The following is a 26821-nucleotide window of genomic DNA, read 5'->3' as shown; positions in this document are numbered from 1 at the left end:
CAGGGTCCGTTTACGCTCGATGTTCAGTTTTCAAGGAGCAATCTTGAAGCTTGTCCGCATCGCGTTCAGCGAAGCAGGAATTCCATCATACCAAACCGCCTTGGCCTTCGCAACCCTCAATGTTTTCCAGATTGCGTTCGGCTTAATCGGCCGGCCTGTCCGTTTCACCGGAGCAGGAGTTCTATCATAACTCCTCGGCATCTCGTTTGCAACCCTCAGTTTCTTCCAGATCGCATTCTTCATTGCCGTTTGCTCCGTGTTTGCCGAAGCAGGACTACCATCATAACGCGATTCAGGCAAGCGCGCAACCTCAAAACTTTTCCAACCCGTCTCCATGCAACTCATCGCGTCAAGCCATTGACAGCCGTTCGGCGCCTGTGCTAATATCATTTTTGTCGTCACGCGCGGGGCCATAGCTCAGCTGGGAGAGCGCATCGCTGGCAGCGATGAGGTCAGGGGTTCGATCCCCCTTGGCTCCACCAAACGTACAAATGAAACACGCCGAATAAGGCGTGTTTTTTGCGTTTGGCGGGGCAATGAAGGGGGCGAACCCCAGGGGAGCGTTTCGCGCGCAGGACTGCAAAGCAGTCCGAGCACGGCATCGATACGTTATCCCCCTTGGCTCCACCGTACCATCCCACCTGTTTGATCGTCCCTACCGAATCCCCGCCTTCTCCAATACTTCGGCAAGCCTCTTCAGGTCCACGGTGAAATCCGCCCCGCCTTGCCAAGGCTTGCTGGAAAACACGTGCCGGTCTCCCAACAAGCAATAATAATCCAAATCGAAATGCCGGCTGAGCATCCAGAAGTACCCCGGCACGTAATTCGGCGGGCACAGCTCGATCACCTGGGTTCCCGGCCTGCAGAAAGCCAAATTGGCAAGAGCGGCGCCATGAGGGGCCACGATCGTTTTGGCGGAGGCAAACAAGCCGATCTGATCGCGGACGGACAGCGTTTCCGGATGGATGACGGTGAAGCCGAGGGGCTGCAGGAGATTTAAAAGATCCCGTTCGTTCAACATCTTTCTTTGGATGGCCATGGAACGGCTGATGTATAGACGCTCATTCGCTTCATTGGGCGGGTTACCGTGCGGGAGCAGCTGGTTCCGTACCGCTTGGCATGCCCAACGGGCATAGACGACGGGCAAGGGATAATGGCTGGGGCTCCATGAAAACTTGCTGGTCAGTGACGGAACGACCAGCTTTTTCGCTTGGAGATGAAAACGTTTATGGGTGTAAATCCGCTGCTCTCGGGGAATGTTCAGCAAATTCAAGATCTCGTTCTGGTATGGCGAGCGGTTCCTCATCATGACGTACTTGTCGATGGGAACGCCGGAATTCCGAAGTAAATGAATGCGCGGCACGATATCGAACATCCAGTGATAGAAATTGCGACCGCCGGGATGAGTCAGCACGCCGACCGTTCCCGGCACCTTTAGAACCGGATTCGTTCTCCACCTGCGTTGGATCGAATGCCGGTGATCGATGATGTACTCCCAGGAAAACTCCATCGAAACGTCGCTGAGCAGCCGATAATCCGAGGTGAGCACCGCGCCGTCCCATCCCCACACCCGGCCGTTCGGGATCACGGCGGCAAAAGCCGGGCGGGCCGTCACGGTCTTCTCTTTGAGATATTCATGGACGGTCTCGTCCAAGCCTTTCGCGGCTTCGAAATGGACATTCTCCTCGGGATAGTACTCGACGAACGTCGGTTCCGACCTGCCATCCGCAGGCGCCGCAGAGGAAATCGCCGCTTCCTTGGCCGTCCAGGGACTGCCGAGAAGACCCGTACCTCTTCCGGCCGGATTCCGCCGGGAACGCGCCTTCCTTCCCGCTCCTAACTTCGCTTTCCGTCCCGCGATCTTCCTTATTGGCCGAGCGGCGGTTTTCCGTCGTCCTTTCCGCACCGGCGGTTTCCGGGTTCTTTTCTCGACACGGACGACGGGTTTCCTTGCGGGTACCCGCCTCCTTCTTTTCAGCCTGCGTTTGGAAGCCAATCCGTTCACTCCCTCCGCATTCTTCCCTGCAGGATATATGCTATGCGAGGCGTTCCGCCCTCATATAGACGGGTGTCCGCCCCCGGGGAAATTGGCGGCTGTCCCGAATTCCGATCCGTTTTGCAAAGGGCAGTCCATTCGTCCAACCCTTGATTTCCCCCTTTCATACAATAACCCGAGCGGCTTGGAAGGCTCCGGGCCAAGTGTCCGGGCCTCGCACAGGAAGGGGGTTGCGAATTGAAGCTGATCCTGCTGTCCGGCGGTTCGGGCAAACGGTTGTGGCCGTTATCCAACGATTCGAGATCGAAACAATTCCTCCAGGTGCTGAAAAGTCCGGACGGCGCCGCGGAATCGATGGTGCAGCGGGTGTGGAGGCAGATCCAGACGGCCGGACTCGCGGAGTCGGTTTATATATCGACCTCGCGGGAGCACGCGGAGGCCATCCGGCACCAATTGGGCGAAGGGATCCCGCTCATTCTCGAGCCCGAGCGGCGGGATACGTTTCCGGCGATCGCCCTCTCGGCGGTCTATTTGTTTGACAAAGAAGGCGTAAAAGCGGACGAGACGGCGTGCGTCATGCCCGTCGATTGCTTCGTTGAGCCTCTCTTTTTCGAAAAAGTCAGGGAATTGGAGTCCCTGCTGGAGAAGAAAGGCGCCCGTCTTGGCGTTATCGGCGCGGCTCCGACTTATCCTTCGCAAAAGTACGGCTATTTGCTCCCAGCGGAGGAAGCGGCTTCCGTCGACTCGTCCGAAGGCATCTCCATCCGCCGATTCGCCGAGAAACCGGATGAAGAAACGGCCGTACGGTTGATCCGTCAGAACGCTTTATGGAATTGCGGCGTGTTCGCGTTCCGGCTGTCGACCGTCTTGGACGAACTGCGCCGAAACGGGTGGCCCGACCGTTACGACGAATTGTGCGAGTCGTACGGCACATTGCCGAAAACCAGCTTCGATTACCAGGTCGCGGAGAAGGCGGAATCCATCGTCGCGCTTGCTTATGAAGGCAAATGGAAAGATCTCGGAACGTGGAACACGTTGACCGAGGAAATGGATTCCTTTGCGCTTGGAGAAGGAATCGTCGCAGAGGATGCCGCCGATACGCACGTGGTCAACGAGCTGCCCGTGCCCGTGGCCGTGCTCGGAACCCGCGGCTTGGTCGTGGCTTGCAGCCCCGACGGGATTCTCGTCGCGGACAAGGGCGCCAGCCATCGCCTCAAGGACTTGGCGGAACGGTTTCCGGGAGCTCCCATGTACGAGGAGCACCGTTGGGGGTGGCGCCGCGTGCTGGAGCACGCCGTGTATCCGTCAGGCGGGGAAAGCCTGATCCAGAAACTCGCCGTCCGCGCGGGGCACCGCCTCGACCGGCCTTCGGGCCGTCCAAGCCGCAGGCTTTGGAAGGTGCTGTCCGGGGAAGGAGCCTTCACGCTGGGGGAAAGAACCGGCCCCTTACGGCCCGGCGATTTCCTCGTGATACCGGAACGGACGGGACATGGTTTATCGGCGGCTGTCGACATGGAGGTCGTCGAGATCATGACCGGAATCCATTTACGATCGGAGGCTGGAACATGAAAGTCGATCCGCCCCGGCTGGTCACCATGTCGTGTTTGGGGAAAAACGGTTTTTTCGGCAACCAGCTGTTTCAATACGCGTTCCTCAAAATTTACGCCAAGCGGTACGGACTCTACTCCCAGAACCCCAAATGGATCGGGGAGTATTTGTTCGGCCATCGGGAATTGCCGGTCACCGTGAAGCTTGCCCCCGTAACCGACAGAGAGATGAAAGAGGAAGACCTGTTAGACCCGTCTTTTCCCGTTTATCAAGGGAAGGATCTGAAAGGTTATTTCCATTTTTTCTCGACCCGCCATTATCAGCCGCACAAAGATTACTTCCGCTCCCTCTTCCAGCCCGCGGAACATATCCGCGGGACATTGGACCGGGGAATGGAGCGGCTCCGCTCCCGCGGAAATACGATTGTGGCGATCCATATCCGCAGAGGGGATTTCGTTAAATATCTGAAGGAAGATTGGTGCTTCATCGCCCCGTCGGACTGGTATATCGAGTGGTTGAACGGATTTTGGCGCCAATTGGACCGTCCCGTGCTGTATATCGCCAGCGACGAACCGCGCAAGGTGCTGAACGATTTCCGGGCGTTCAACCCCGTCACGGCGAAAGACGTGTTCGACGAGCTGCCGATCCCGGACATTTACCGAAAAATCCAGCCTTCCCTCCACGGGTACGTCGCGGCCACGGATTTCTACCCGGATTACCATGTCCTTAGGCATTGCGACTACCTGGCGATCTCCAACAGCACGTTCTCCTTCTCGGCCAGCATGCTGAACGAACGTGCCGTCTCCTTTCATCGTCCCCATTACAAGTCCCGTCAACTGATTCCTTTCGACCCATGGGACTGCTATCCGTTGCAGCTTAAAGGCTAAGCGCAATGAAGAAACCGTCAGGGCTCCCCTGACGGTTTCGTTTATTCCGCGGAATCCGGTCAAGCCATGCCTACGCCTTCGTAGATCCAGCCCCATTGCCGCATCCGGTCCCCGGAAAGTACGTTGCGGGTATCCAGGATATAGGGCTCGGACCGCATCTCCTTGGCCGCCTTCGCCCAGTCCATCTCCAGGTAGCATGCCCAATCCGTGAGCAGGATGACCGCATCCGTCTCCGCCGCCGCTTCGAGAGGATCGCCGCAATAACGGACGGGCAAATCCGGGTTCAGCAGCCGGAACATTTCCATGCCCTGGGGGTCGTGCGCTTGAACCCGGCAGCCCATGCCGGCCAAATGGCGGATGATGACGGAAGCCTGCGTCTGCCTGGCGTCGTCCGTATTCGCCTTGAAGGTGAGTCCCAGCACGCCGATCCGTTTGCCTTGCATCGCTTTAAGCCTGGCCTGGACTTTCCGCACGCAATACAGATGCATTTCTTCGTTCGCTTCGACCGCCGCCGCCACGACCTTGCTCTCGTATCCGTACTTCCGGCTGGTCGCCAGCAGCTCCGCCGTATCCTTCGGGAAGCAGCTGCCGCTCCAGCCGCTGGACGCCTGCAGGAATCTCCCGCCGATCCGTTCGTCCAGTCCCATCCCCGCGGCTACCTCTTTCACGTTCGCGCCAAGGGCGTCGCACAGGCGGGCGATTTCGTTGATATAGCTGATCTTCACGGCCAGGAACGCATTGGATGCGTATTTGATCAGCTCCGAGCTGGCCGGATCGGTCCGCAGCCAGACCGGCGCCTTGCGGCTTGCGGCAACGGACGCGGGCAGGCCGGGCACGCCCTCCAAGTTTCCGGACAGCAAAGGCGCGTAGAGCGTCCGCATGACCTCCTCCGCCCGGTCGCTCGGCGACCCGATCACGATGCGATCCGGATGGAACACGTCCTCTACGGCGTAGCCTTCCCGCAGGAATTCGGGATTGCTGACCACCTCGAATTCCCGCCCCCGGCGCAGGCCGGAGGATTCCTCCAGCAGGGCGGCAACCAAATCGGAGGTGCCCACCGGCACCGTGGATTTATTCACGACGACCGTGTAACGCCCGGGATTCAGAAACTTCCCGATGCGAACCGCCGCCTCCTTCACGTAAGTCAGGTCCGCGGTTTGATCGGGGCCTGAGGGCGTTCCTACGCAAATAAACACCGCGTCCGCTTCCGGCACGCGGGTGTAATCCTCCTCGGCAAAAAGCGTGCGCCCCGAGGTCTCCCGGATGATCTCCCTCAGCCCCGGCTCGTAGATCGGGCTTTCCCCCCTGCGAATCGCTTCGATTTTTCCCGGATCGATATCGACGATCGTTACCGTGTGTCCGAGCGCGGCGAATGCGGCCGCCGTCACGCTTCCAACGTATCCGGCGCCGATGCAGACGACGTTCATGGATTCCCGCCTCCTCAGCATGCAAAGGTTGTTCCGTATCCTATGCAGGAGGAACGTCCGCCGCTGTGTGCAAGGACCCAAAACCCGTCCAATTTGCGTTTGTTGGGGGTTTTGACTAGGACGAGGATATCCCCCCCGATCATATGTTGTAAAGATCAGCCGAGGGCTTATGTGCTTCACAGAAAGGAGAAGGGACGTGAACAAGGTCAAAAAAGCCGTCATTCCCGCGGCGGGACGGGGCACGCGTTTCCTTCCGGCCAGCAAGGCGGTCCCTAAAGAATTGTTTCCGCTTGTCGACAAGCCGGTCATCCAATGCATCGTAGAAGAGGCCGCGGCGGCCGGCATCGAAGAAGCGCTGATCGTAACCGGAGCCAGAAAAGAGGCGATCGCGCGCCACTTCGCCCGGGATCCGCTTCTGGAAGCCGCGCTTCGAAGAGATAACAAAACGGAGGTTCTGGAGACGATTGAACGTCTGGGTCGCACCGTGAAGCTGCGGTTCGCCGTGCAGCATCAGCCCTTGGGATTGGGCCACGCGGTCTGGTGCGCGCGGGATTTCGCCGGCCATGAACCCTTCGCCGTGCTGCTGGGCGACATGGTCTGCGAGCCGGGCAGCGATATCGGGTCTTTGCTTGAGGTATACCGGGAGAAGCAAGCCCCCGTCATCGCGGTGCAGCCCGTCGAATGGTCCGAGGTCGGCAAATACGGCATCGTCAAGGGAAAAAGCGCCGGGGAACGTCTCGTGGCCGTCGAGGAGCTGGTCGAGAAACCGAAATCGGAGCCCCCTTCCAATCTGGCGATCATGGGCCGCTATGTGCTGGAGCCGGATGTTTTTCCGATACTGGCCCGGCAAAAAACCGGCGCCGGCGGGGAAATCCAATTGACGGACGCCCTTCAGGAGCTTGCCCGCCGCCGGCGCGTATACGCGCTCTCCTTCGAAGGCAACATACGCGACGCGGGAGACAAGCTGGGCTATCTCCAGGCCGTCGTCGGCGAAGCGCTTCGACACCCGGACCTGAAGGGACCGTTCGCTGATTTTTTGCGGCAAGCCGCCGCTTTGGCGCAAGATCCGCAAGGGAGGGAATCGAGCTGAGCCGAATCCTCATCACCGGAGCGGCGGGATTCATCGGGGCGCACTTGGCCAAACGATTGGTGTCCGAAGGCGGTCAGGTCATCGGCGTCGACAACCTGGCGACGGGGCGCAAGGACCGCTTGGCCGAGCTGGCCCCCAACCCGCATTTCTCCTATCTCGATCTGGACGTCACCGACGCCGGGATCGTGAATCACCCGGCGCTGCAAGACGTCCGGGAAATTTACCATCTCGCCTCCGCGGCGTCCCCCAGGTTCTACCAGGCCGACCCTTTCGGGACGATCGCCGTCAATACGACGGGGACCCACAACATGCTGAAACTGGCGTTGAAAACGGGCGCCAAGCTCCTTTTCTCCAGCACCAGCGAAGCGTATGGAGATCCCCTGGTCCATCCCCAGCGCGAAGATTACCGGGGCAACGTGAATACGTGGGGACCGAGGGCCTGCTATGACGAAGCCAAACGGTTGGGCGAAGTGTATTGCTACGAATATTGGCGCAGGCACGCTCTGAGGGTGAAAGTCGCGCGGATCTTCAATACGTATTCCGCCGGCTTGCGGACGGATGACGGGAGGGTCATTTCCAACTTCGTGACGCAAGCGCTCGAGGAAAGGAACATCACGGTATACGGGGACGGCTCGCAGACGAGGTCGTTCTGCTACGTGACCGATACGGTTTCCGGGCTGCGCCTGATGATGGAAAAAGACGAAGCGAACGGCGAGATCATCAACATCGGGAACGACCGGGAGTACACCATTCTGCAGACGGCCGAACTCGTGAAACGGTTGACCGGCTCTTCCAGCGCGATCACGTTCCACCCGCTTCCGGCCGACGATCCGGTCCGGCGCCGTCCCTCGATCGAGAAGGCCGCGCGGCTGCTCGGATGGAAACCGTCCGTCAGCCTGGAGGAAGGATTGCGGCGCACCATCGAAGCGTACCGGAACGGGACGCCGCCCGAATAAGCAAGGAAGCCAGCCGACGCGCCGATTGGCGAATCCGCTGGCTTTTTTCTTTCTATTGGATGCCGCAATGCTCGAGTTCAAACGCCCGCCCTTTCCAATAGCCGCTTGAATTTCTCCGGGTCCACCGCGAAGTCTGCCGAGCCGTTCCACCAGTCTTCCTGGGGCTTCGCGAAAGTGTCTCCGATCAAATAATAGTGGTCGAGGCAAACTTGGTTGCTCAGGTGCCAGAAATAGTTCGAGACGTAGTTGGGGGGAAGCATCTCGATCACCTTCGTTCCCGGCGTGCAGAAAACGAGGTTCGTCAGTCCCGCGCCATGGGGCGCCGCGACCACTTTGGCGGACGCGAAGATCCGCACCTGCTCCTCGAACGGGAGCTCCTCCAGCCTCACGGTCCGGAACCCGCGTTCCCAGAGCATTCCCTGGATCTGTTCCTCGTTGAGCAGCCTTCTCTGCCAGGCATTCGCCCGGCTCACATAGATACGTTCAAACTCCGGCGAAGGTTGAACGTCGCGCGTGTACAAAAATTCGTACCGCAGGAAATCCGCGGCCCAACGGGGGTATTCCGACGGATGCTCGATGTCGCTTTTCACGAAGGACGGTACGACCAGCGTATCCACTTGGGCATGGAAGTCGTGGCCGATCTCGATCCGCTGTTCTTTCGGAATGCCGAGGAGGTTCAGGGTATCTTCCTGGATCTGCTGCTCGTTGCGTTGGATGATATAGCGGTCGATCGGAACGCCGCTGCTTCTCAGCAGGTCGATGCGGGGCAGCACGTCGAACATCCAGTGGAAATAGTTCCCGCTCCAGACGTGCGTCAGCAGGGCAGCGGTTCCTTCCACCCGCGTAAGCGGATAGGGGATCCATTCATGGAAAACGTTGTGATCCCAGCCCAGCACCCTGCCGATGCCGTGGCGGTAATCCCAGGATACGTCGGCCAGCAGTTTGCCGTCCGCGGCGATCGCGGCGCCGTTCAGCTCCCAAACCCTGGCCCCGTGGAGAACCGCCGTAAACGCCGTCCTCCCGTGCCGGACACCCCCGCGGAAATGCTCATGCACCTCCGGATCGATCCCTTTGCTATCGTACAGTTCCGTCACGTCGTCTTTATGATGTTCCTTGTAGTATTGCGGGCACGCAGCGCCGTGCACGGACGCCAAATAATCTTTCGTCCGTTCCCATAAACCGACCGGCTGCCCGGCCGGATCAACCGGCATGGTCTGCTTCTGAACCTCCGGTCTTCCTCTTCCCGAACGGCCGGCTTTTCGTTTTGACCCCGGCCTGACCCTTCGTTTCGACAGGCGTTTCTTCGCCGTCCGCCCTTTCGCGGTCCGTTTTTTTGCGATCCGACCGACGGTACGTTTCTTCCGGATCCGGGTTCGGGAACGCTTCAAGGCGGTTTTCGCCTTTCCGCTTTTCCTTTTGACCGCCGTACGCCGATTCTTGACTGCTGCCGTCCCTTTCCTTCTGACTGCGGTCCCTTTGCGGACCCGCTTGCGACTGGGTTTCCGGATCATAGGACGCTCCTTTCTTCGGATTCGCGAGTCAAATGTCAACGTCGCATTGCCGTTGAATGTCATTTTCCGGTACGGGTATCCGTGCGTTTGCGATTCGGCGATCGCCCACACGGGTATTCGAACATTTGAGCGGACAAGGGCGAGAAAACAAGCTTCCCTGGAAATCATTTCATAGAGTGATAAGCATCCCTTTGAAATAAAGGAGGTTGTAAGATTGGTACCCCAGCTCCCGTTTTCGCACCGGCCAAGTAGCAGCATGCTGATCTGCAGCATGGCATCCGGGGCCAAGCACTTGGAAATGCTGGCCATCACCGGCCTGACGTTCAAACTGTACGCGCAGTTCCATCAGATGGACTGCTTGCTGCTCACCAACCAAAGACTCGATCCTTCCCGCCCTCCGGCCTGGGACAAGGTGGCCCTCCTTCACGAAATGTCCCGGAAGTACAAAATCGTCCTCTGGGTGGATTCCGACTCCATCATCCGGATCCCGTTTCCCGATATCCGCGACGAATTGTACGGCCATTACCCGATGTATTTGGCAAGGCAAGACTTGAATCAAGTGCCGAACACCGGGGTATGGGTCGTGCGGGGTACGGATGAAGCCCGATCGATGCTGAAGGAGATCTGGAATAACACGGCATACCTTTACCACCCTTGGTGGGAGCAAGGCGCCTTGATGGATCTCATGGGCTTCCGGTTCACCGGAAATCCCAACCCGCACGAAGGACTGTCTTTTGCCGCGAATCCTTGGGGCGAACGGGTCGGAAGGTTGGATACCAAATGGAATTCCTGCGATTCCAAGCAGACCGAATACACGGTCATCAAGCATTATTGCGGACTGCTGAACCAAGGGGACGTCCTTAATTGGCTGCACAGCGATTACCATCATTTTCTGAGCCTCGCCGGCAATGGGCCATAAAACCGCGAAGAAAGGGGAATGGGACGTGAAAATTTACGTATTGCCGGTGGATCCAGCCTTTCAGCCCGACAAGCAGCCGTTCTTGTACCCCGCCCATAACGAAGACTACGGCGTCGAGCAGGACTTCCTCCGCTTCCTGAACCGCCACCCCGAGTTCGTGGCGTCCGATCCGTACCAAGCCGACTGGCATTATTTGCCTGTCTTCTGGACCCGGTACCATCTGAATCACGATTTCGGAAAATGGGGGCTGGATGAGCTTCGCCAGGAGCTGAACCGCGTCTTGCTGAACGATGCGAAGACGTTCACGATCGTTCAATACGATTGGGGTACGCTGGTCGACGTGGGGCGGACGCTTTCGTTTTTTTCCTCCCGCATTACCGATTACGGGCTCGACATCCCGTTGCTCTGTTCTCCGCATGCCTTGCCCGCCGTTCTTCCGCCGAAGCGGTATCTCGCGTCCTTCTCGGGGCACCTTAACAACCATCCGGTCCGCCACGAAATGGCGAACGCATTGGCCGGCAACGGAGAGGTGAGCATCGTAGACGGCAACTACGGCCCGGATTTCTTCATCGACCAACTGCTCTCTTCCTATGTCGCGCTGTGCCCGAGAGGCCATGGCGGCAGCAGCTTCCGTTTCTGCGAAGCGATGCAGGCGGGCGTCGTTCCCTTCCTCATCGGGGACCTGGACACCCGCCCCTTTAAATCGTTCCTTCCCTGGGAAGAAGCCAGTTTCTATGCCCGCAATGGCTGGGAGGCGGCGGAAATCCTGCGTTCGACCCGCCTGAGGGATCTGGAGAAAATGGGCAAGAAAGCCTACCGGATCTGGAAAGAGGAATTGGACTATCATAAATGGTGCCGCTACGTCATCCGGGAACTGGAAATCCGCCGCTGATCAAACCGGCCGATGTTCGAGATACCAAGCGACGGTCCGCCGGATTCCTTCGGCCAGGCCGGTCTTCGCTTCGAAGCCGAGTTCGGTTTTGGCCCTCCGGACGTCCAGGCACCGCCTGGGATGGCCGTCGGGTTTGCTCGCGTCCCATTCGAGGCGTCCCCGGAAGCCGACGGTTTCCGCGATCGTCTCGGCCAATGCCCGGATCGGCGTCTCGATCCCCGTCCCGATATTGACGGGCTTCTCCCCGTCGTACCGGGCCGCGGCGAGCACGAATGCCTCCGCCGCATCCTCCGCGTACAGAAACTCCCGGGCCGCCTTGCCGCTTCCCCAGACCGTAAGCGCGTCTCCGCCTTGCCGGGCGGCTTCGCAGCATCGGCGGATGAGCGCGGCGACCACGTTGGAGGAAGCGGGATCGAAACGGTCCCGAGGGCCGTACAGGTGCGCCGGAACGAGATGAATGGCCCGGAAGCCGTATTGCCTGCGGTAAAATTGCCCCTGGGCCAGCAACGTCCGTTTGGCCAACCCGTAACCGGCCGAGGCGTCTTCCGGCAATCCGTTCCATAGGTCTTCCTCGTCAAACGGAACGGCGGCGTCTCGAGGGTAGGCGGCGTAGGAACCGCAGCCGACGAATTTTTCCACGTCGGCCTGCCGGGCCGCTTCCATCAGATGCAGGCCCATGGCCGCATTCTCGTAATAGATTCGCCCGATCTGCCGGCGGTTGACCTCCACGCCGCCGTACACGGCGGCGAGATGGATCACGATGTCCGGCTTGCGGTCTTTCAGGATTCGCCGGCAAACTTCCGGATCGCGCAAATCGCATTCGCGGCTGCGGGGAGCGATAACGTCTCCGCAGCCCGATTGTTGCAGCCGCTCCACGACATAGGTGCCCAGAAACCCGCCTCCGCCGGTCACCAGCACCTTTTTCCCGCGTAATTCCTCCACGTGCCTCACCCCGTCTGTAAGGCGAACTCGGCCTTGTACCACGCCAACGTACGCCGCAGTCCTTCGTCCAGCGAAATCCGGGGTTCGAAGCCCAAGCTTCTCAGCTTGGAAATGTCCGGGCATCTTCTCGTCGTCCCTCCGGCCGGCTGCGGTTCGTGGACGATGTCCGCCCGGATTCCGAGAACGCCCGCCATCCGATGGACCAGGTCCAGGATGTCCACCTCTTCCCGGTCGTTGCCGACGTGATAGATTTGCCCGGCCTCCCCCTTCTCGGCGCACAGCATGACGCCGTCGATGAAATCTTCGATGTAGCAGAACGCCCTCCGATCGCGGCCGGACCCCTGGATCGAAACCGTCGCTTCTGCCGCGCGGAACCCTTGGCTTGCGTCCTTCATCTTCAGGAACAGCTCGGGGATGACATGCTCCCGGCCCATGTCGGGTCCGTAGACGTTGTGCGGCCGGAAGATGCTCGCGGAAAATCCGTATTTCCGGGCATAATGGATCGTCATCAGTTCGCTGATCAGCTTGCCTCCGCCGTAGGAATAGCGCGGATTGAGCAGGTCGGGCACGATGGCGCGCTCCGTCTCCGGCGTCGGGATTCGGGTCGGCTGCTGGTATACCTCTGAGGAGGATGCCAAGATATAACGGGGGATCCCGTGCTCGCGCACGGCATCCAACGTGTTCGAGGCTCCTTTGACCGCAACCTCCAGCACCTTCTCGGGCATCTCGTAAAAATACCGGGTGCCGTTGATGTACGCCAAGTGGAACAAGGTATCCACGCCGGCCGCCGCCTCCCGGACATCCTCGTACCGGCAGACGTCGCCTTCGAAAAACTCCACGCGATCGGCATAATCCCCAAGCTTCCGGGCGCTTCCGCGCGAATGGTTATCCAGCACCCGCACCCGGCATCCGTTGTCCACCAGCCGTTTCACTAGGAAAGAGCCGATAAACCCGCTCCCTCCCGTCACCAGGATGCTCTTCACCCGTCTCCCGCTCCTTTTTCGCTTTTTGGTAAAACATCCGGCCCGTACCGCTTACGTTCCAAAGATCCGAGATCCAGGCTCCTTCCTTGAGCGTCGCGGCAATTTCCGCGAAGCCGTCGCGGAACGCGAGGTGGTTGGCAGCCACGAACACGGCGTCGGCGCCGGCCACCGCATCTTCCATCGTGCGGTTCTCGAACCGGAGATCGTTCCATCGGTCCTCCACGATCCGGGGCAGGAACGGCTCATGGATGCGGATTTCGGCGGGAACCTCGCGCTTCAAGTACCGGTACAGCTTAGGAACCAAGCTGTCGCGCGTATCGTCGGTGTCCTGCTTGAACGTGTAGCCGAGAATGGCGATGCGTGCGCCGTGGAGGGAGACGCGCGCCTTCATCCGGTCCACCAGGAATTTGGGCATCGACTCGTTGATTTTCCAAGCGTTCAAAAACAGGTCCGAGTAGGGGTTCGCTTCGTTCAGCATGCCGAAGTCTTTGCGCAGGCAGGTGCCGGCCGTAAACCCGGGAAGGCCGTGGATTTTGCGGGGATATCCGCGGTTGGCCATCTCCAGAACGTCGTAAATCGAGGCGCCGAATTGCTCGGCCGTGACGGCCAGCTGGTTCGCGACGGCGAAGTAGACGTAGCGGGAAACGTTGTTGAACAGCTTCACGAGCTCCGCGGATACGTAATCCGTGCGGAAAATCTCGGGGGCGAGGCGTTCGAACACCGAAGCCGCGCGACGGAAGCTGCCTTCGTCCTGGGCGCCGACGATCTGCGGCAGGGTGGTCAATTCCTCGATCGCCTTACCCTCCGCGATCCGTTCCGGGCAGAAGCTGAGGAAGATGTCCTTGCCCACCTTCCAGCCCGTCGCGGCTTCCAGCCTGCGGCGGACGAATTCCGTCGTGCCCGGCGCCACGGTACTGCGCAGGATCACGTTCTGGCCCGGCGTAAGCACGCGGGACAGCTGCTCCACCACGACGTCCAGCTGGCTCAGATCCGCTTCCACGTGATGGCGCAGCGGCGTGCCGACGGTGATGATGAGGTTCTCCGCCTCGGAGATCCGATCCCCGTCCGTGGTCGCTTCGAACTCGACCCGGCGGATCAGCTCGTCGCAGCCTTTTTCGATGAACGGCATCGTTTTCCGGTTCACGGCGGCGACGGTGTCCGGGTTGACGTCGAACCCGACGACTTTCAAGCCGGATGCGGCCAAGCTGAGCGCGAGCGGAAGCCCGACCCTGCCGATGCCGACCACCCCGACGTCATACGGGTACGGCTGTACGTTGCTCACATACATCCCTTCCTTGTAAAAGCCCTGGTCTATCGGTCCTATTGTATGTATGACAGGCCTGCCGGGAACGGCGTTCGCGTACGGGATGGCAATCTGGGAACGGATTTTGGGTCGATGGCCCCGGAAAACGGAAAACGAGCCGAAGACGGGGAGTCCGTCCGGCTCGCTGGTACCTTCTCCTGACTATGGGCGTTATCCCCGTCGCTCAGGAGGTGCGGAGGTGCGATGCGGTTTAGGGGTCCGGTATCCGATCAAGATCCGAAAACCTGAGGGTTGACGCAGGCGGGCAGCCGCCTGCCGTGCAGACCGGCGATGAGGTTGTCCGCGGCCAGCTCGGCCATGCGGGTACGGGTTTCCCGCGTCGCGCTGCCGATGTGCGGGGTAATGAGCACGTTCGGAAGCGTAAGCAGCGGGTGGCCGGCGGGCAGCGGTTCGGGATCCGTCACGTCCAGCGCGGCGTAGGCGATCCGCCCTTCCCGCAAGGCATCGCAGAGCGCTTCGGTCTGGACGATCTTGCCCCGCGATGCGTTCACGAAATAAGCGGTCGGCTTCATCCGGGCGAATTCCGCCGGTCCGAACATGCCTTGGGTGGCAGCGGACAACGGCACGAGCACGACGATGAAATCGGCCGCGGCCAGCAGCTCGCCGAAATCGGCGTATGCCGTGCGGAGCGCTTCCTCGTCGGACCGGCGCGCCCGGTTATGGTAGATGACCCGCATGCCCGACGCCAGCGCCCTTCGCGCGACCGCCGAGCCGATGTCTCCCATGCCGACGATGCCGAGCGTCTTCCCGTACAGATCGACGCCGAAGGGAAAGGAAGCGTCCTCCCGCCATTGTCCCGAGCGCACCCACTCCCAGCCTTCGTGGATTCGGCGGGCGGCGGTCAGCAGCAGGCCGAACGCCAGATCCGCCGTCGTCTCGACCAGCACGCCCGGCGTATTGCCGAACGGAATGCCCCGGCGGGTGCAGGCTTCCACGTCAACGTTATCGTAGCCGACGGACGACTGGCTGATCGCTTTAAGGCGCGGCGCGGCGGAGAGGAGCTCCTCGTCCACCCGCACGTCCCCCAAGCTGAACAAGCCGTCGGCATCCTGCAGCCATTCGAGCAAAAGCCCGCGCGGGATGGCGCCGGGTCCTTCCCAGACTTTCATCTCGGCATACGGTTCGAGCTTCTCCCGCGCGGCGGGCATCGGAGGTCTTGTCAATACGATTCGGTATGGCCTCATTCGGTATCCCCCATTTTCGAGTTCAGATCGTTCGCCAATTAAGCATGATTCCTGAGAGCAGCCGAAGACCTCAGCCGGTCCGCTGTACTCATCGGTTCCTTCAAGCGCTCGTATAAATCCAAGTAGAACGGCAGCATGTCCCGGTAGACCGCCGAAGGAGCCGGATCGGGCTCGTAGACCGCTCCTCCCGCATCCCGCCATCTCCACAGCGGACCCTGCTCCCCATTCATGGCATACAAACCGAGCTGCGCGGCGCCCAGCCCGGAGCTCTCCACGGATTCCGGCACGCGGACCGGAACCCCGAGCATGTCCGCCAGCATCCGGCACCACAAGGCCGAGCGGGCAAACCCCCCGGATGCCCGGATTTCCCGGGCTTTCCCTCCGGAACGTTCCATGAGGCCGGCGATGGCGGCGATCTGGAACAGCACGCCCTCCATTGCGGCCCTCAGCATATGCGTCTCCTTATGCGACAACGTGAGCCCGAAGAGAACGCCTTTGGCACGGGCGTCCCAGAACGGGGCGCGTTCCCCCGAGAGCAACGGCAGGAACAGCAAGCCGTCCGCGCCCGCGGGCACGTCTTCCGCCAGCGGAAGCACGTCCTCAAGCGCCCGGCCGGGAAACAGCCGTTCCGTAATCCATTGCGCCACGATCGCGCCGTTGTTGGACGGGCCGCCGGCGATCCACAAGTCCCGGGTAAGGGCGTAGCAGAACAATCGGCCTTCCGGCTCCAGGAACGGCTTCGGTACGGCTCCGCGAACGGCGCTGCTCGTCCCGATCGTCACCGCCCAGACGCCGTCCTCGACGGCTCCGATCCCCAGGTTGGCCAGGACGCCGTCTTGCGCGCCCAGCACGAAGGGAGTATTCACGGATAAGCCCAGCCGGTCGGCCGTTTCCCGCCGCAGGCCGGAGAGGATCTCCGTTGTCGGAGCGAGACGGGGGAGCTGATCCTCGCGCGCGCCGGCCAGCTCCAGCGCCTGTGGGTCCCATGTCAGCGAATCCACGGAGAACAGCCCGGTCCCGCCCGCCATCGAGAAGTCGGTGACGTATTCCCCGAACAACCGATGGAGAACGAATTCCTTGATGCCGATGAAAAAACGGGACGCGGCGAATAGGTCCGGGCGCTCCTCGCGCAGCCAGATCAGCTTGGACAGCGGGGACATCGGATGGATCGGCGTGCCCGTTCGCAGGTAATTGGCCAGTCCCGCGCCCGATTGTTTCAGCCTTTCCGCCTGGGCAACGCTTCTGAGGTCGGCCCAGGTGATCATGGACATCAGCGGATTCCCATGCCCGTCCATCGGAATCAAGCTATGGTTAGCCGAGCTGAACGATACGCACAGGACGTCCCCGGGCGCAAGCCGCGCTTCCCGAACCGTGCCGGCGATGCCGTCCAGCACCGCTTCGCGGATGACGTCCGGATCCTGTTCGGCGTAACCGGGCCGGGGCGTATGAAGCGGATAGGAAATGGAACGGCGGGAGAGAATGCGTCCCGAGAGGTCGACCGCCAGCGTTTTCGTGCTGGTCGTGCCGATGTCGACGGCTAGGATCGCTTTCTTTTCCCCATTCATGAGGACACCTCCTGGCAAATGATGCGTTGTTGGGTTCATCGTATTCGATTATGCTAGAACTGTCTAGAACTCCTTATGAGCAGCCACGCGAAGAAGGGAAGGAAGATCCTTGGTTACGATCAAAGATATCGCGCTCCGGGCGGGCGTCAGTTTCTCCACGGTGTCCAAGGCGCTGCTGGACAGCCCTCTCGTGCGGCAGTCAACCAAAGAACGCGTGCTGGCCATCGCCAAGGAAATGGGGTATGTACCCAATTTAGCGGCTCGCAGTCTCGTATCGAGACGTACGGGCGTCGTCGGCATCGTTTGGCCGTCGGTACGGCGGGAGGCGTTATCTTCCCTGATCACGGGACTTCACGCGGAACTGGAACAGGCGGGATACCGGGCGCTCATATCGATGAGCGAAGTCGAAGCCGCCGTGTTGACGTTCCGCAGGCTCCGGGCGGATGCGGTGCTCATGTTCGGGGATCGCAGCATGGACGCCGCGGGGATGGAAGAGGCCGGCTTGTCCCGCACTCCGCTGCTGGTGTACGGAGCGGCGGGCACGGCGCCCTATTCGACGGTGGACGTGAACCGGGGACAAGCGATTCGTTTGGCCGTCAACCATTTGGCCGGCCTGGGCCATCGTAACATCGCGTATGTCGGGGATCCGGACGCGGAAGATCCGATGCAGGCCGTGAAAATCGAAGCTTTTCGCGAGGAAATGCGGCACAGGGGATTCCCGCTTGAAGAATCGTCCGTCTTGCGCGTTGACGGGCTCGCGTTCCAGGACGGGTATTGGGCCGCCCTCGAATTTCTGAGCCGGAAGACGCCCCCGACGGCCGTCATTACGGGCGCGATCGACTTGGCCCGCGGCGTGCTCCGGGCGGCTCGGGACCGGGGAATCGCGGTTCCGCGGGATTTGTCCGTCGTCAGCTACGACAACCTGCCCGAAATGGAGACGTTGGACGTCCCCATGACCGCCGTCGGCGCTTCCGTAGGCGATATCGCATCGGCGATCATCGAAACGCTGTTCGAACTGATCCAAAAACCGGATGCGATGAAAACCGTATTCCTCGAGCCCGGACTGGTCGTCCGCCGATCCACGGCTCCGCCCATGGAATAAAACCGGCGGTCAGCCGCCGATTTGGGACATTTCGATTTTCCGGACGGAAGCCGTATTCGCTCCCCGGATTTCGGAATAGCGGTCTTCCCGGTTCCGCCATACGTCCCGAATCTTGTCCAGCAGTTCTTCATCGCTTGCTCCTCCGCGCATCGGCTCCCTCAAATCCGTACCGTTTCCCGAGAACAAGCAGGTGTACAGCTTGCCGTCCGCCGACAGCCGGGAACGCGTGCAGGTCGAGCAGAATGCCTGGGTAACGGACGATATAAAGCCGACTTTCGTTCCGTCGTCCACGTAATGGTACGCTTCGGCGACTTCGCCGAACCGAAGCTTCTCGGACGGAACGAGCGGCAGCTCCTCCGCGAGCCGCGCGATGATTTCCCGGCTCGGCACGACGGAATCCATTCGCCAGCCGTTCGTGTTGCCGACGTCCATGAACTCGATGAAACGCAATTCGAGTTTTTTCTCTTTGAAATACCGTGCCATGGGCAAAATGTCCTGGTCGTTGACGCCCCGTTGGACGACCATGTTGATTTTCACGCCCAGCCCCGCGCGGATCGCCTTCTCGATTCCTTCCAGCACGGACGTGACGGGGAATCCTCTCCCGTTCATCCGGCCGAACCGTTCGTCGTCCAAGCTGTCCAGACTGACGGTCACCCGGTCCAGCCCCGCGGATTTAAGATCCCGCGCCTGTCTGGCCAGCAAGGAACCGTTCGTGGTCAGGGCGATGTCCCGCACCGCCTCGTTGGTCCGCAGGTCCGCGATCAACTCCGGCAGTTTGGGGCGCAGCAGCGGTTCTCCTCCGGTAATCCGAACCTTGTCGACGCCGAGCGCCGTAAACAGACGGACCAGCCGGACGATTTCCGCGAACGTCAAAATGCGGCTTTTTTCCATAAAAGGATAATCCGGACCGAAAATTTCCTCCGGCATGCAATAGCCGCAGCGGAAATTGCACCGGTCCGTCACCGATACCCGCAAATCCTTCAGGGGACGGCCGAATCGGTCGCGCATCTCCTGTTCCGTCGCCATTTTGCCGCCCCCTTTACCGCTTCAAAATCCCTTCGCCAACCTCGAATAGAACCCCCCGGCGCCGCATAAGCTACCGGTCGGAGCGTTACATGCCGTGCTTGTTCATCAGGCCGTTCAATTCCTTCAGGAACATGTTGATGTCCCGGAACTGCCGGTACACGGATGCAAAGCGCACGTACGCCACCTCGTCGACCGGATACAGCATCTGCATGACGAGCTCTCCGATCACGCCGCTTTCCACCTCGGCCACGGCGGTGTTCCGCACCTCGCGCTCCACCTCGGACACGATGACTTCCAATTGCTCGACGGATACCGGTCTTTTCTCGCATGCGCGAAGCAGACCTCGCAAAATTTTGTCCCGGCTGAATTCTTCCCGGCTGCCGTCCTTTTTGACGACGACCAAAGGCGTTTCCTCCACCGTCTCGAACGTGGTGAAACGGCGGCTGCACTTCTCGCATTCCCTCCGTCGGCGGATCGACTTGTTGTCGTTGGCCGGCCGGGAATCCAGCACTTTGGTTCCGTTATAGTCGCAATAAGGGCATTTCATGGCGGGTGAAGCTCCTTTCGGCACGGGGGCTCGAAAAATATTTGGTTTTCCAAGCCTTCCCTGTCATGAAAACCTCGCAAACGGACACAATACGATTACCAACCGCAAGGAGGTGAACAACATGTCCAGCCGCAATCGCAATAGCAATCAACTCGTGGTTCCCCAAGCGAACCAAGCGTTGGATCAATTGAAATTCGAGGTTGCTCAGTCTCTTGGCATCGCTCTTTCGCAAGACGGCTACCATGGTGACATCCTGACGAAAGACGCAGGCCGCATCGGGGGTAACATCACCCGTCAGTTGGTCCAAATCGCCGAGCAGCAGCTCGCGGGCCAATTCGGCGGCGCCGGCCGTTAATCCGCAATCGGAATGAAATAAATGGGGAGCTTTGAAGCGGCAACCGCTTCAGGGCTTCCTTTTTACGTTTCCGTCAAAGATGCTCGTAAAGCTCGGAATACTTCTTATAATAATACAACACACGCTGGACGTAATGTCTAGTTTCTCCGTACGGAATGTCGCGCACGGTTTGTTCTTTGCCGTCCCATACCCGGTCGTTCAGCCATTGTCTCACCCGGGTGGGACCGGCGTTGTAAGCGGCGAGCACGACCGGCAGGTTGCCTTCGAATTGGCGGCTGAGCTCGCTGACGTACCAAGTGCCGAGCCGGATTCCGGCGTCCGCCCGGCTTCCGGCTTTTTCGATCGTCAAATCCCCGAACTTCTCCTGCTTCAAAATCCATTCGGCCGTATCCGGCATGATTTGCATGATGCCGACCGCTCCCTTGCGCGAGACGGCGTCTTCCTTAAAATTGGATTCCACCCGGATAATCGCCGCGATCAGCAGCGGATCCTGCCCGTATTGGCCGGCGTACAGCTTGATGGATTCCGCGTGGGAAATCGGATAGATCAACCGGCCGATCCAATCGGACCGGATGAACAAGCCGGCGAGAACCGCGACCAATACCAACAGAAACCAGCGCTTTCGCTTCCCCTTCGGTTTCTTCTTCGCGCTCATGCGAGCCCCATTTCCCGCCAAAACGCGTCTACCTGCCGCTCCGTCTCCTCCAAGCTTCCGCCGTTGTCGATCACGTAGTCGGCCCGCTTCTTCTTCTCTTCGATATCCATTTGGGCGTTCAGCCGTATCTCGGCTTCCTCCGGAGAGAGCTTGTCCCGGGCGATCAGGCGTTCCAGCTGCGTGCGGCGCGGCACGTAAACGACCAGCACTTTCTCGAAATAGGAGGCCAGGCCGGATTCGTACAAAAGAGGAACGTCGACGACGGTCAGACGGTCGGGCGCGGCGAGGCGGTTCGCCTCCATCCGTTCTTTCATCACGGCCCGGATCGCGGGATGCGTGATCTGTTCGAGCGCCTTGCGCTTGTCCGGATCGGCGAAGACCATCGCCCCCAGCTTCTTGCGGTCCAGCGTTCCGTCCGCTTGCAGGACGGCTTGTCCGAAGCGCTCGGCGATCCGTTCCAAAGCGGGCTGGCCCGGCTCGACGATTTCCCGGGCAATCCGGTCGAGGTCGACGAGCAGGGCTCCCTTCCGCACGAGGAGATCCGCCACGGTGCTTTTGCCGGCAGCGATCCCCCCGGTCAGTCCGATATTCATGGTCCTCATCCTTCTACAACAATTTAAGCAAACCGATCGCGATCAGGATGATCCCGGGCAGCAGCGTCAGCTGCCGCACCCATCTCCAACCGGCCACCCGGAAGCCTACCCGCGTGCCGAGCCAGAGGAAGGAACCGCTGGCGGCCGCGATTACCGCGGCGGTCAGCAGCGCGGGATATCCGATCATGGCCGCCCCGATCCCCGCTCCGAAAGCGTCCAGCGAGAGGGCGGTGCCGAGCAGGAACGCTTCGCCCGCGGTGATCGTGCCGGAGCGGTCCATATCGGCGGCGGACGGGGTTCTCAAGATCTGGACGATGATGCCCCACTGGCGGATTTCCAGCGACCAGACTTCCCGGCTGGCCGACCCTTCCGGCCCGCGCCGGCGGGACTCGGCGGCCGATGCCGCTTCCGGGCTGAGGCCGCGGGCGGAGGCGTCCGGTCTCTCGTCCGCGTCGTCTCCGCGAAGAAACTGCACGAGCGCCCAGATGCCGATCGCGATCAGGATCACGGCGCCCGCCGCGGAAGCGCCTGCCGGCGGCATCCACCGCGTCAGCAGCCGCCCGGCCACCATGGACAGCAGGATCACCAAGCCGGAGCAGCACGCGATGATGGCCACCGACTTCGCAGGGATCCGGATTTTGCGTATGCCGTAAGTCATGCCGACCCCGAAGCCGTCGAGACTGACGGCGAACGACAACAGGATCAGCGAAGCAAACGATGCCAGCATGCCTTCTCCCCCCGGATGATGTTCTGAACCATCCTATGCAGGGAGTCGGGCGGATGCCCCGTTTTATCGCGACTTCGGAGAGCGCGTTGCGGCCGATGGACGCGCGGCCTTGCCGTCCAACCGCCGTTTCACGGCGTTTGAGGCCGTTTGCTTCGCTCCGGAAACGGCCCCGTCCGCGCGGCGTTGCCGGGCCGGACGGCGGGAAGCCGACGGTCCCGGCTGGCAGTTCGGGCATACATGCGTGCCGCGTCCGCCGACGACCGATTTCTCGATCGGCGTTCCGCACGTCTCGCAAGGTTCCCCGGTACGGCCATAGGCTTTCAGCCGATGCTGGAACATGCCCATTTCGCCCTGTCCGTTGACGTAGGACTTCACGGAGGAGCCGCCGGCTTCCACGGCCGCTTCCAGCGTCTCGACGATGGCGCGGTGCAGCCGCGTTTTTTCCTTATCGTTCAATGAATCCGCGGTTCGTTCGGGATGAATGCCGGCCGTATGAAGGGCTTCGTCCACGTAGATGTTTCCCAAACCTACGATGATTTCCTGGTTCAGCAGCAGGGGTTTGATCTTGGTCGTCCGCCGTCCGAGCGCGCGGACCAACGCTTCCGGCGTGAACTCGTCCGACAGCGGTTCTATTCCCAGTTTATTCAGCGGGGGCGACCGCCATTCTTCCCCCGGGGCGAACAGGTGCATCGTGCCGAACTGCCGTACGTCCTTGTACCGCAGGGCCGTGCCGTCCGTAAAATGGAAAATGACATGCGTATGCGGCTCCACCGGCTCATCATTCCGGTATAAGCCGTACCGGCCCTCCATGCGCAAATGGGAAACGAGCGTCAGCCCGTCCAGCAGCAGGCGCAGAAACTTCCCTCGCCGCTCGACCGCTTGGAACGTGCGTCCCTCCAGCATCGCCGCGAAAACGTCGGGATCGTCCGGTTTTTGCAAAATGCGGGGGAGGGTCGCCGTAACGCGGCGGATCGTCTTTCCCGCGATCAGCGTCTGGAGCGTGCGGCGCACCGTCTCCACCTCCGGCAATTCTGGCATCCCGATCACCTTCTTCGATTGGATTGCGAGATTTCGCGAATGGTTCCATTATAGCGGAACGAGCATCGGCTGTCCTCCCCGGATCGCCTGCCAACCGCTCCCATCCTCGGCGAAGTTGCATTTTTTCTTGTCGCTCCTTGTTCTGACGGACACCCAGGAAGCTATTGGCCGCAATACGCTGTACAGTTCAATCTTCTCGTGGCCGCTCCTTGTTCTAACGGACACCGGAGACGCCATTGACCACAATACGCTGTACAGTTTAATCTTCTCGTGCCGCTCCTTTCTAACAGACACCAGAGTCGCCATTGACCGCAACACGCTGTACAGTTCAATCTTCTCGTGGCCGCTTCTTGTTCTAACGGACAACAGTGACGCCATTGGCCACAACACGCTGTACAGTTCAATCTTCTCGTGGCCGCTTCTTGTTCTAACGGACAACAGTGACGCCATTGGCCTCAACACGCTGTACAGTTCAATCTTCTCGTGGCCGCTTCTTGTTCTAACGGACACCAGAGACGCCATTGACCACAACACGCTGGACAGTTTTATCTTCTCGTGCCGCTCCTTTCTAACAGACACCAGAGTCGCCATTGACCACACCACGCTGTACAGTTCAATCTTCTCGTGGCCGCTTCTTGTTCTAACGGACACCAGAGACGCCATTGACCACAACACGCTGTACAGTTTTATCTTCTCGTGCCGCTCCTTTCTAACAGACACCAGAGTCGCCATTGACCACAACACGCTGTACAGTTCAATCTTCTCGTGGCCGCTTCTTGTTCTAACGGACAACAGTGACGCCATTGGCCACAACACGCTGTACAGTTCAATCTTCTCGTGGCCGCTTCTTGTTCTAACGGACACCAGAGACGCTATTACACCAAAAATGCTGCTCGACGGATTCTAACGGACACACCGGCCTTTATTCGCTACTTTTCGTGTTGGAGAGGCTCAATATTCCCCAAATAAGCGCGCTGCTGTCCGTTAGATCGGGAAAGCAAGCCTTCGACCTCCATTAACGGCCGCCATGTCCGTTAGATCAGATTCGGACCAGATGTCATGTCGAAGGATCTCGACATTGACCCCCTACCCCCTCCAATTACGCTACCGCGACCTATACGTTCGGCTTCCCCACGCGATTTGGTAGATTCGATATCTCTGTTTTCCGCCGGCCACAACCAGAGCGCTGCGTTCCACCAGTTCATGCAGCACCCTTCTGGTGTGCCGATCGGAAATCCGCAGATGAAGGGCCAATTCCCCGGGCGTAAAGGGACGGAGCAAACGCCGCGCGAACCTCAGCGTTTCCGCCTCCGCCCAACCCAAACCCGACGGTACGGTCGTGGAATGAAATTTCCCGACAAAAGAGAGCACCTGTTGTCTGCATAATTCCGGATCCTCCACGATGGAAAGGTAAGCGACCGGAAGAAAGAGCCAATCGTCCAAAGCCAGCATCGCTTGTTTCATGCATAAATCTTTGAAGCGAGCCGCCTCGATATCTCTCGCGTGCGACCGGAAGCCTTGAATTTCGACGCAGCCCTTGCCTTCAGCCGGATGATAGGCGGCTCCGCTTGGAAGGTAAAGGACTCCGCCCGGAAGATAGGCAATGTCGAGATACCGCAGACGGCCGCTGAAATCCCGCACCTCCCACTCGGGATATAGGTGGTCCAGGTTCCCGATCGTCGGATGCCAACAAGTACGGAGGTATTCCACCGTTGCGTGGCCGAGCCCTTTCCTCAGCAACTCCCTCCTGCGCGGATTATTGTCCTGCTCGATCTGCTTGCGCAGCCAATCCTCATAGAGACTTTCGAACGCGCCCATCTTCGCACCCTCCACCCGGAAAATGAAAACAGCCGCTTCCATGCTGGACCCCGATTCGAACCGGATCGCGCACGTAAGCGGCATGTGCTTCACGCCGAAATATGTTGCTTTCATCGTAATCCTTTGCCACTCTTTTGGCAAGATCCGCTTCAGTTTAACGGACACCAGAGACGCTATTACGCCAACAATGCCGTGCGATGGTTTCTAACGGACACACCGGCCTTTATTCGCTTCATTTCACGTTGGTAGGCTCCGAATTTCCGGAAATAAGAGCCTCGGTGTCCGTTACATCGAAATCATCGCCCAATCCACTCCAATAACGGCCGCTGCGTCCGTTAGCGTCATCCGCTGGTTCTTCATGACAACGAACCTCGCTGCACATCATGACCGGAAACGCCCAAGCCGGATCGGGATCGGGGTCGGGGATCGACGGTTGAACGGGGCGGATAAGCGCCGAAGTCCTTGAACGGAGCGAACGCGGGCATTTCCGGGGCTGAACCGTACTCCGAATCCGTTAACGTTTCGCCCTCCCGAAGCTGTCCGGCGAATCCTGCTCCGAATCCGTTTACGTCTCGCCCTCCCGAAGCTGTCCGGCGAATCCTGCTCCGAATCCGTTAACGTTTCGCCCTCCCGAAGCTGTCCGGCGAATCCTGCTCCGAATCCGTTTACGTCTCGCCCTCCCGAAGCTGTCCGGCGAATCCTGCTCCGAATCCGTTAACGTTTCGCCCTCCCGAAGCTGTCCGGCGAATCCTGCTCCGAATCCGTTTACGTCTCGCCCTCCCGAAGCTGTCCGGCGAATCCTGCTCCGAATCCGTTAACGTTTCGCCCTCCCGAAGCTGTCCGGCGAATCCTGCTCCGAATCCGTTTACGTCTCGCCCTCCCGAAGCTGTCCGGCGAATCCTGCTCCGAATCCGTTAACGTTTCGCCCTCCCGAAGCTGTCCGGCGAATCCTGCTCCGAATCCGTTTACGTCTCGCCCTCCCGAAGCTGTCCGGCGAATCCTGCTCCGAATCCGTTAACGTCTCGCCCTCCCGAAGCTGTCCGGCGAATCCTGCTCCGAATCCGTTTACGTTTCGCCCTCCCGAAGCTGTCCGGCGAATCCTGCTCCGAATCCGTTAACGTTTCGCCCTCCCGAAGCTGTCCAGCGAATCCTGCTCCGAATCCGGTAACGTTTCGTCCCCCTGCTGCCGACCGCTTCCATATATGCCCTCAAGCGATTTGAAAAATCTGCTAAAATGGCATCAGGGAATCGGGTGGAGGGGTGTCCATGGCGGGTTATTTGCGCGGGCAGATCGCCAGAATGGCGAACGTGAATGTCGAGACGCTGCGATATTACGAGGAAGAAGGACTCCTTCCGCCCCCGGACCGTTCGGAGTCCGGGTACCGGCTTTATTCGGAGGAAATATTGAACCGGCTGGCCTTCATCCATAACGCGAAATCCTGCGGATTCACGCTGAAGGAAATCAAGAAGGCGTTGACCAGCTCCGGCAGCGGACAGATCACCTTAGACGATTTTCTCGCGGCGATCGAGAAGAAATCGGATAAAATCCGCGGGGAAATCGCCAAAAAGGAAGAAACGCTGAACAGACTGACTCGGCTCAAGCAGGATTTGCAGGCTGAGGAACGGCATCCGGAGGTCAAGGCGACGCTCCGCATGCTCCGCATGGACTCGTAGCTTGACCTTGTACCTTACTACAGGTTGTAAGATGGCGGTAAAACCTGCGGGAGGTACCCCTC

26 protein-coding genes and 1 tRNA gene are annotated in these 26821 nt (G+C 60.0%); 11 read left to right on the top strand and 16 right to left on the bottom strand.

The window, feature by feature from the left end:
* Together PTZ19_RS10675 and PTZ19_RS10670 are read left to right on the top strand one after the other, a co-directional pair.
* Positions 1-190: hypothetical protein (locus PTZ19_RS10675; protein ID WP_276354299.1), on the top strand; the 190-nt coding region annotated here is incomplete at its 5' end.
* Between the two features lie 216 nt (positions 191-406).
* Positions 407-482, top strand: a tRNA-Ala gene (locus PTZ19_RS10670).
* Positions 483-655: 173 nt separating this feature from the next.
* Here the strand turns inward: PTZ19_RS10670 and PTZ19_RS10665 are convergent.
* Positions 656-1906, bottom strand: coding sequence for a glycosyltransferase family 61 protein (locus PTZ19_RS10665; protein ID WP_276354296.1), 1251 nt, complete (start codon positions 1904-1906; stop codon positions 656-658).
* Between the two features lie 327 nt (positions 1907-2233).
* On the opposite strand from PTZ19_RS10665, the gene PTZ19_RS10660 reads away from it, so the two are divergent.
* Positions 2234-3565 carry a sugar phosphate nucleotidyltransferase gene (locus PTZ19_RS10660; protein WP_276354295.1) on the top strand — a complete coding sequence of 444 codons (1332 nt, stop codon included), beginning with the start codon at positions 2234-2236 and terminating at the stop codon, positions 3563-3565.
* Positions 3562-4431, top strand: a complete 870-nt coding sequence (locus PTZ19_RS10655; RefSeq protein WP_276354294.1) for an alpha-1,2-fucosyltransferase — start codon at positions 3562-3564, stop codon at positions 4429-4431. Before PTZ19_RS10660 ends, PTZ19_RS10655 begins: the two co-directional genes overlap by 4 nt.
* A gap of 59 nt (positions 4432-4490) precedes the next feature.
* Here the strand turns inward: PTZ19_RS10655 and PTZ19_RS10650 are convergent, their stop codons facing one another.
* On the bottom strand, positions 4491-5858 hold the full coding sequence (locus PTZ19_RS10650) for a UDP-glucose dehydrogenase family protein (RefSeq protein WP_276354292.1): 1368 nt from the start codon (positions 5856-5858) through the stop codon (positions 4491-4493).
* 196 nt (positions 5859-6054) lie between these two features.
* Between PTZ19_RS10650 and PTZ19_RS10645 the strand changes: the two genes are divergently transcribed.
* On the top strand, positions 6055-6948 hold the full coding sequence (locus PTZ19_RS10645) for a UTP--glucose-1-phosphate uridylyltransferase (RefSeq protein ID WP_276354291.1): 894 nt from the start codon (positions 6055-6057) through the stop codon (positions 6946-6948).
* A gap of 44 nt (positions 6949-6992) precedes the next feature.
* Positions 6993-7904 carry an NAD-dependent epimerase/dehydratase family protein gene (locus PTZ19_RS10640; RefSeq protein ID WP_422614991.1) on the top strand — a complete coding sequence of 304 codons (912 nt, stop codon included), beginning with the start codon at positions 6993-6995 and terminating at the stop codon, positions 7902-7904.
* Positions 7905-7981: 77 nt separating this feature from the next.
* On the opposite strand, the gene PTZ19_RS10635 is transcribed toward PTZ19_RS10640, so the two are convergent.
* A complete protein-coding gene (locus PTZ19_RS10635) occupies positions 7982-9115 on the bottom strand; it encodes a glycosyltransferase family 61 protein (protein WP_276354290.1) in 1134 nt (377 codons plus the stop codon).
* A 514-nt stretch (positions 9116-9629) separates the two neighbouring features.
* On the opposite strand from PTZ19_RS10635, the gene PTZ19_RS10630 reads away from it, so the two are divergent.
* Positions 9630-10334, top strand: coding sequence for a glycosyltransferase family protein (locus tag PTZ19_RS10630; protein WP_276354288.1), 705 nt, complete (start codon positions 9630-9632; stop codon positions 10332-10334).
* A 25-nt stretch (positions 10335-10359) separates the two neighbouring features.
* Complete coding sequence (locus PTZ19_RS10625) at positions 10360-11226, top strand: exostosin domain-containing protein (RefSeq protein ID WP_276354287.1); 867 nt, start codon at positions 10360-10362, stop codon at positions 11224-11226.
* Here the strand turns inward: PTZ19_RS10625 and PTZ19_RS10620 are convergent, their stop codons facing one another.
* From PTZ19_RS10620 to PTZ19_RS10600, 5 genes are all read right to left on the bottom strand, one after another.
* Positions 11227-12168, bottom strand: coding sequence for a GDP-L-fucose synthase family protein (locus PTZ19_RS10620; protein WP_276354286.1), 942 nt, complete (start codon positions 12166-12168; stop codon positions 11227-11229). It abuts the gene before it with no gap.
* A gap of 5 nt (positions 12169-12173) precedes the next feature.
* Positions 12174-13151 (bottom strand): NAD-dependent epimerase/dehydratase family protein, encoded by a 978-nt coding sequence (locus PTZ19_RS10615; protein ID WP_276354285.1) that lies wholly within the window; start codon positions 13149-13151, stop codon positions 12174-12176.
* Positions 13054-14433, bottom strand: a complete 1380-nt coding sequence (locus PTZ19_RS10610) for a nucleotide sugar dehydrogenase (RefSeq protein WP_276354283.1) — start codon at positions 14431-14433, stop codon at positions 13054-13056. The genes PTZ19_RS10615 and PTZ19_RS10610 overlap by 98 nt, the downstream gene beginning before the upstream one ends.
* 251 nt (positions 14434-14684) lie before the next feature.
* Positions 14685-15659: a 2-hydroxyacid dehydrogenase gene (locus tag PTZ19_RS10605; RefSeq protein ID WP_276354282.1), complete on the bottom strand. Its 975-nt coding sequence runs from the start codon at positions 15657-15659 to the stop codon at positions 14685-14687.
* Positions 15660-15697: 38 nt separating this feature from the next.
* Positions 15698-17224 carry a gluconokinase gene (locus tag PTZ19_RS10600; protein WP_276354280.1) on the bottom strand — a complete coding sequence of 509 codons (1527 nt, stop codon included), beginning with the start codon at positions 17222-17224 and terminating at the stop codon, positions 15698-15700.
* A gap of 109 nt (positions 17225-17333) precedes the next feature.
* Between PTZ19_RS10600 and PTZ19_RS10595 the strand changes: the two genes are divergently transcribed.
* The gene (locus PTZ19_RS10595; protein ID WP_276354279.1) at positions 17334-18326 is read left to right on the top strand and encodes a LacI family DNA-binding transcriptional regulator; all 993 of its coding nucleotides are present in this window, start codon (positions 17334-17336) and stop codon (positions 18324-18326) included.
* Between the two features lie 9 nt (positions 18327-18335).
* On the opposite strand, the gene moaA is transcribed toward PTZ19_RS10595, so the two are convergent.
* Both moaA and nrdR read right to left on the bottom strand, forming a co-directional pair.
* A complete protein-coding gene (gene moaA / locus PTZ19_RS10590; protein WP_276354277.1) occupies positions 18336-19352 on the bottom strand; it encodes a GTP 3',8-cyclase MoaA in 1017 nt (338 codons plus the stop codon).
* A gap of 85 nt (positions 19353-19437) precedes the next feature.
* Complete coding sequence (gene nrdR / locus PTZ19_RS10585) at positions 19438-19899, bottom strand: transcriptional regulator NrdR (protein WP_276354276.1); 462 nt, start codon at positions 19897-19899, stop codon at positions 19438-19440.
* 121 nt (positions 19900-20020) lie between these two features.
* On the opposite strand from nrdR, the gene PTZ19_RS10580 reads away from it, so the two are divergent.
* Positions 20021-20254 (top strand): alpha/beta-type small acid-soluble spore protein, encoded by a 234-nt coding sequence (locus PTZ19_RS10580; protein WP_276354275.1) that lies wholly within the window; start codon positions 20021-20023, stop codon positions 20252-20254.
* 73 nt (positions 20255-20327) lie between these two features.
* Here PTZ19_RS10580 and PTZ19_RS10575 read toward each other — a convergent pair whose 3' ends face one another.
* The 6 genes from PTZ19_RS10575 to PTZ19_RS10550 all read right to left on the bottom strand — a co-directional run bounded on the left by PTZ19_RS10575 (position 20328) and on the right by PTZ19_RS10550 (position 25085).
* Complete coding sequence (locus tag PTZ19_RS10575; RefSeq protein WP_276354274.1) at positions 20328-20909, bottom strand: lytic transglycosylase domain-containing protein; 582 nt, start codon at positions 20907-20909, stop codon at positions 20328-20330.
* Positions 20906-21502, bottom strand: a complete 597-nt coding sequence (coaE, locus tag PTZ19_RS10570; RefSeq protein ID WP_276354272.1) for a dephospho-CoA kinase — start codon at positions 21500-21502, stop codon at positions 20906-20908. Before coaE ends, PTZ19_RS10575 begins: the two co-directional genes overlap by 4 nt.
* Positions 21503-21515: 13 nt before the next feature.
* Positions 21516-22229, bottom strand: coding sequence for a sporulation membrane protein YtaF (gene ytaF, locus PTZ19_RS10565; RefSeq protein WP_276354271.1), 714 nt, complete (start codon positions 22227-22229; stop codon positions 21516-21518).
* Between the two features lie 63 nt (positions 22230-22292).
* Positions 22293-23267 carry a DNA-formamidopyrimidine glycosylase gene (gene mutM / locus PTZ19_RS10560; RefSeq protein ID WP_276354270.1) on the bottom strand — a complete coding sequence of 325 codons (975 nt, stop codon included), beginning with the start codon at positions 23265-23267 and terminating at the stop codon, positions 22293-22295.
* A gap of 48 nt (positions 23268-23315) precedes the next feature.
* On the bottom strand, positions 23316-24071 hold the full coding sequence (locus PTZ19_RS10555; RefSeq protein ID WP_276354268.1) for a hypothetical protein: 756 nt from the start codon (positions 24069-24071) through the stop codon (positions 23316-23318).
* A 300-nt stretch (positions 24072-24371) separates the two neighbouring features.
* Positions 24372-25085 (bottom strand): transcriptional regulator, encoded by a 714-nt coding sequence (locus tag PTZ19_RS10550; protein ID WP_276354327.1) that lies wholly within the window; start codon positions 25083-25085, stop codon positions 24372-24374.
* A 1266-nt stretch (positions 25086-26351) separates the two neighbouring features.
* Here PTZ19_RS10550 and PTZ19_RS10545 point away from each other — a divergent pair.
* Positions 26352-26759 (top strand): MerR family transcriptional regulator, encoded by a 408-nt coding sequence (locus tag PTZ19_RS10545; protein ID WP_276354265.1) that lies wholly within the window; start codon positions 26352-26354, stop codon positions 26757-26759.
* The last annotated feature ends 62 nt before the right edge of the window (positions 26760-26821 follow it).

The sequence above is a fragment of the Cohnella caldifontis genome (genome assembly GCF_029360585.1).
Lineage (GTDB): Bacteria > Bacillota > Bacilli > Paenibacillales > Paenibacillaceae > Cohnella > Cohnella caldifontis.
This window is presented reverse-complemented; position numbering and strand designations above follow the sequence as displayed.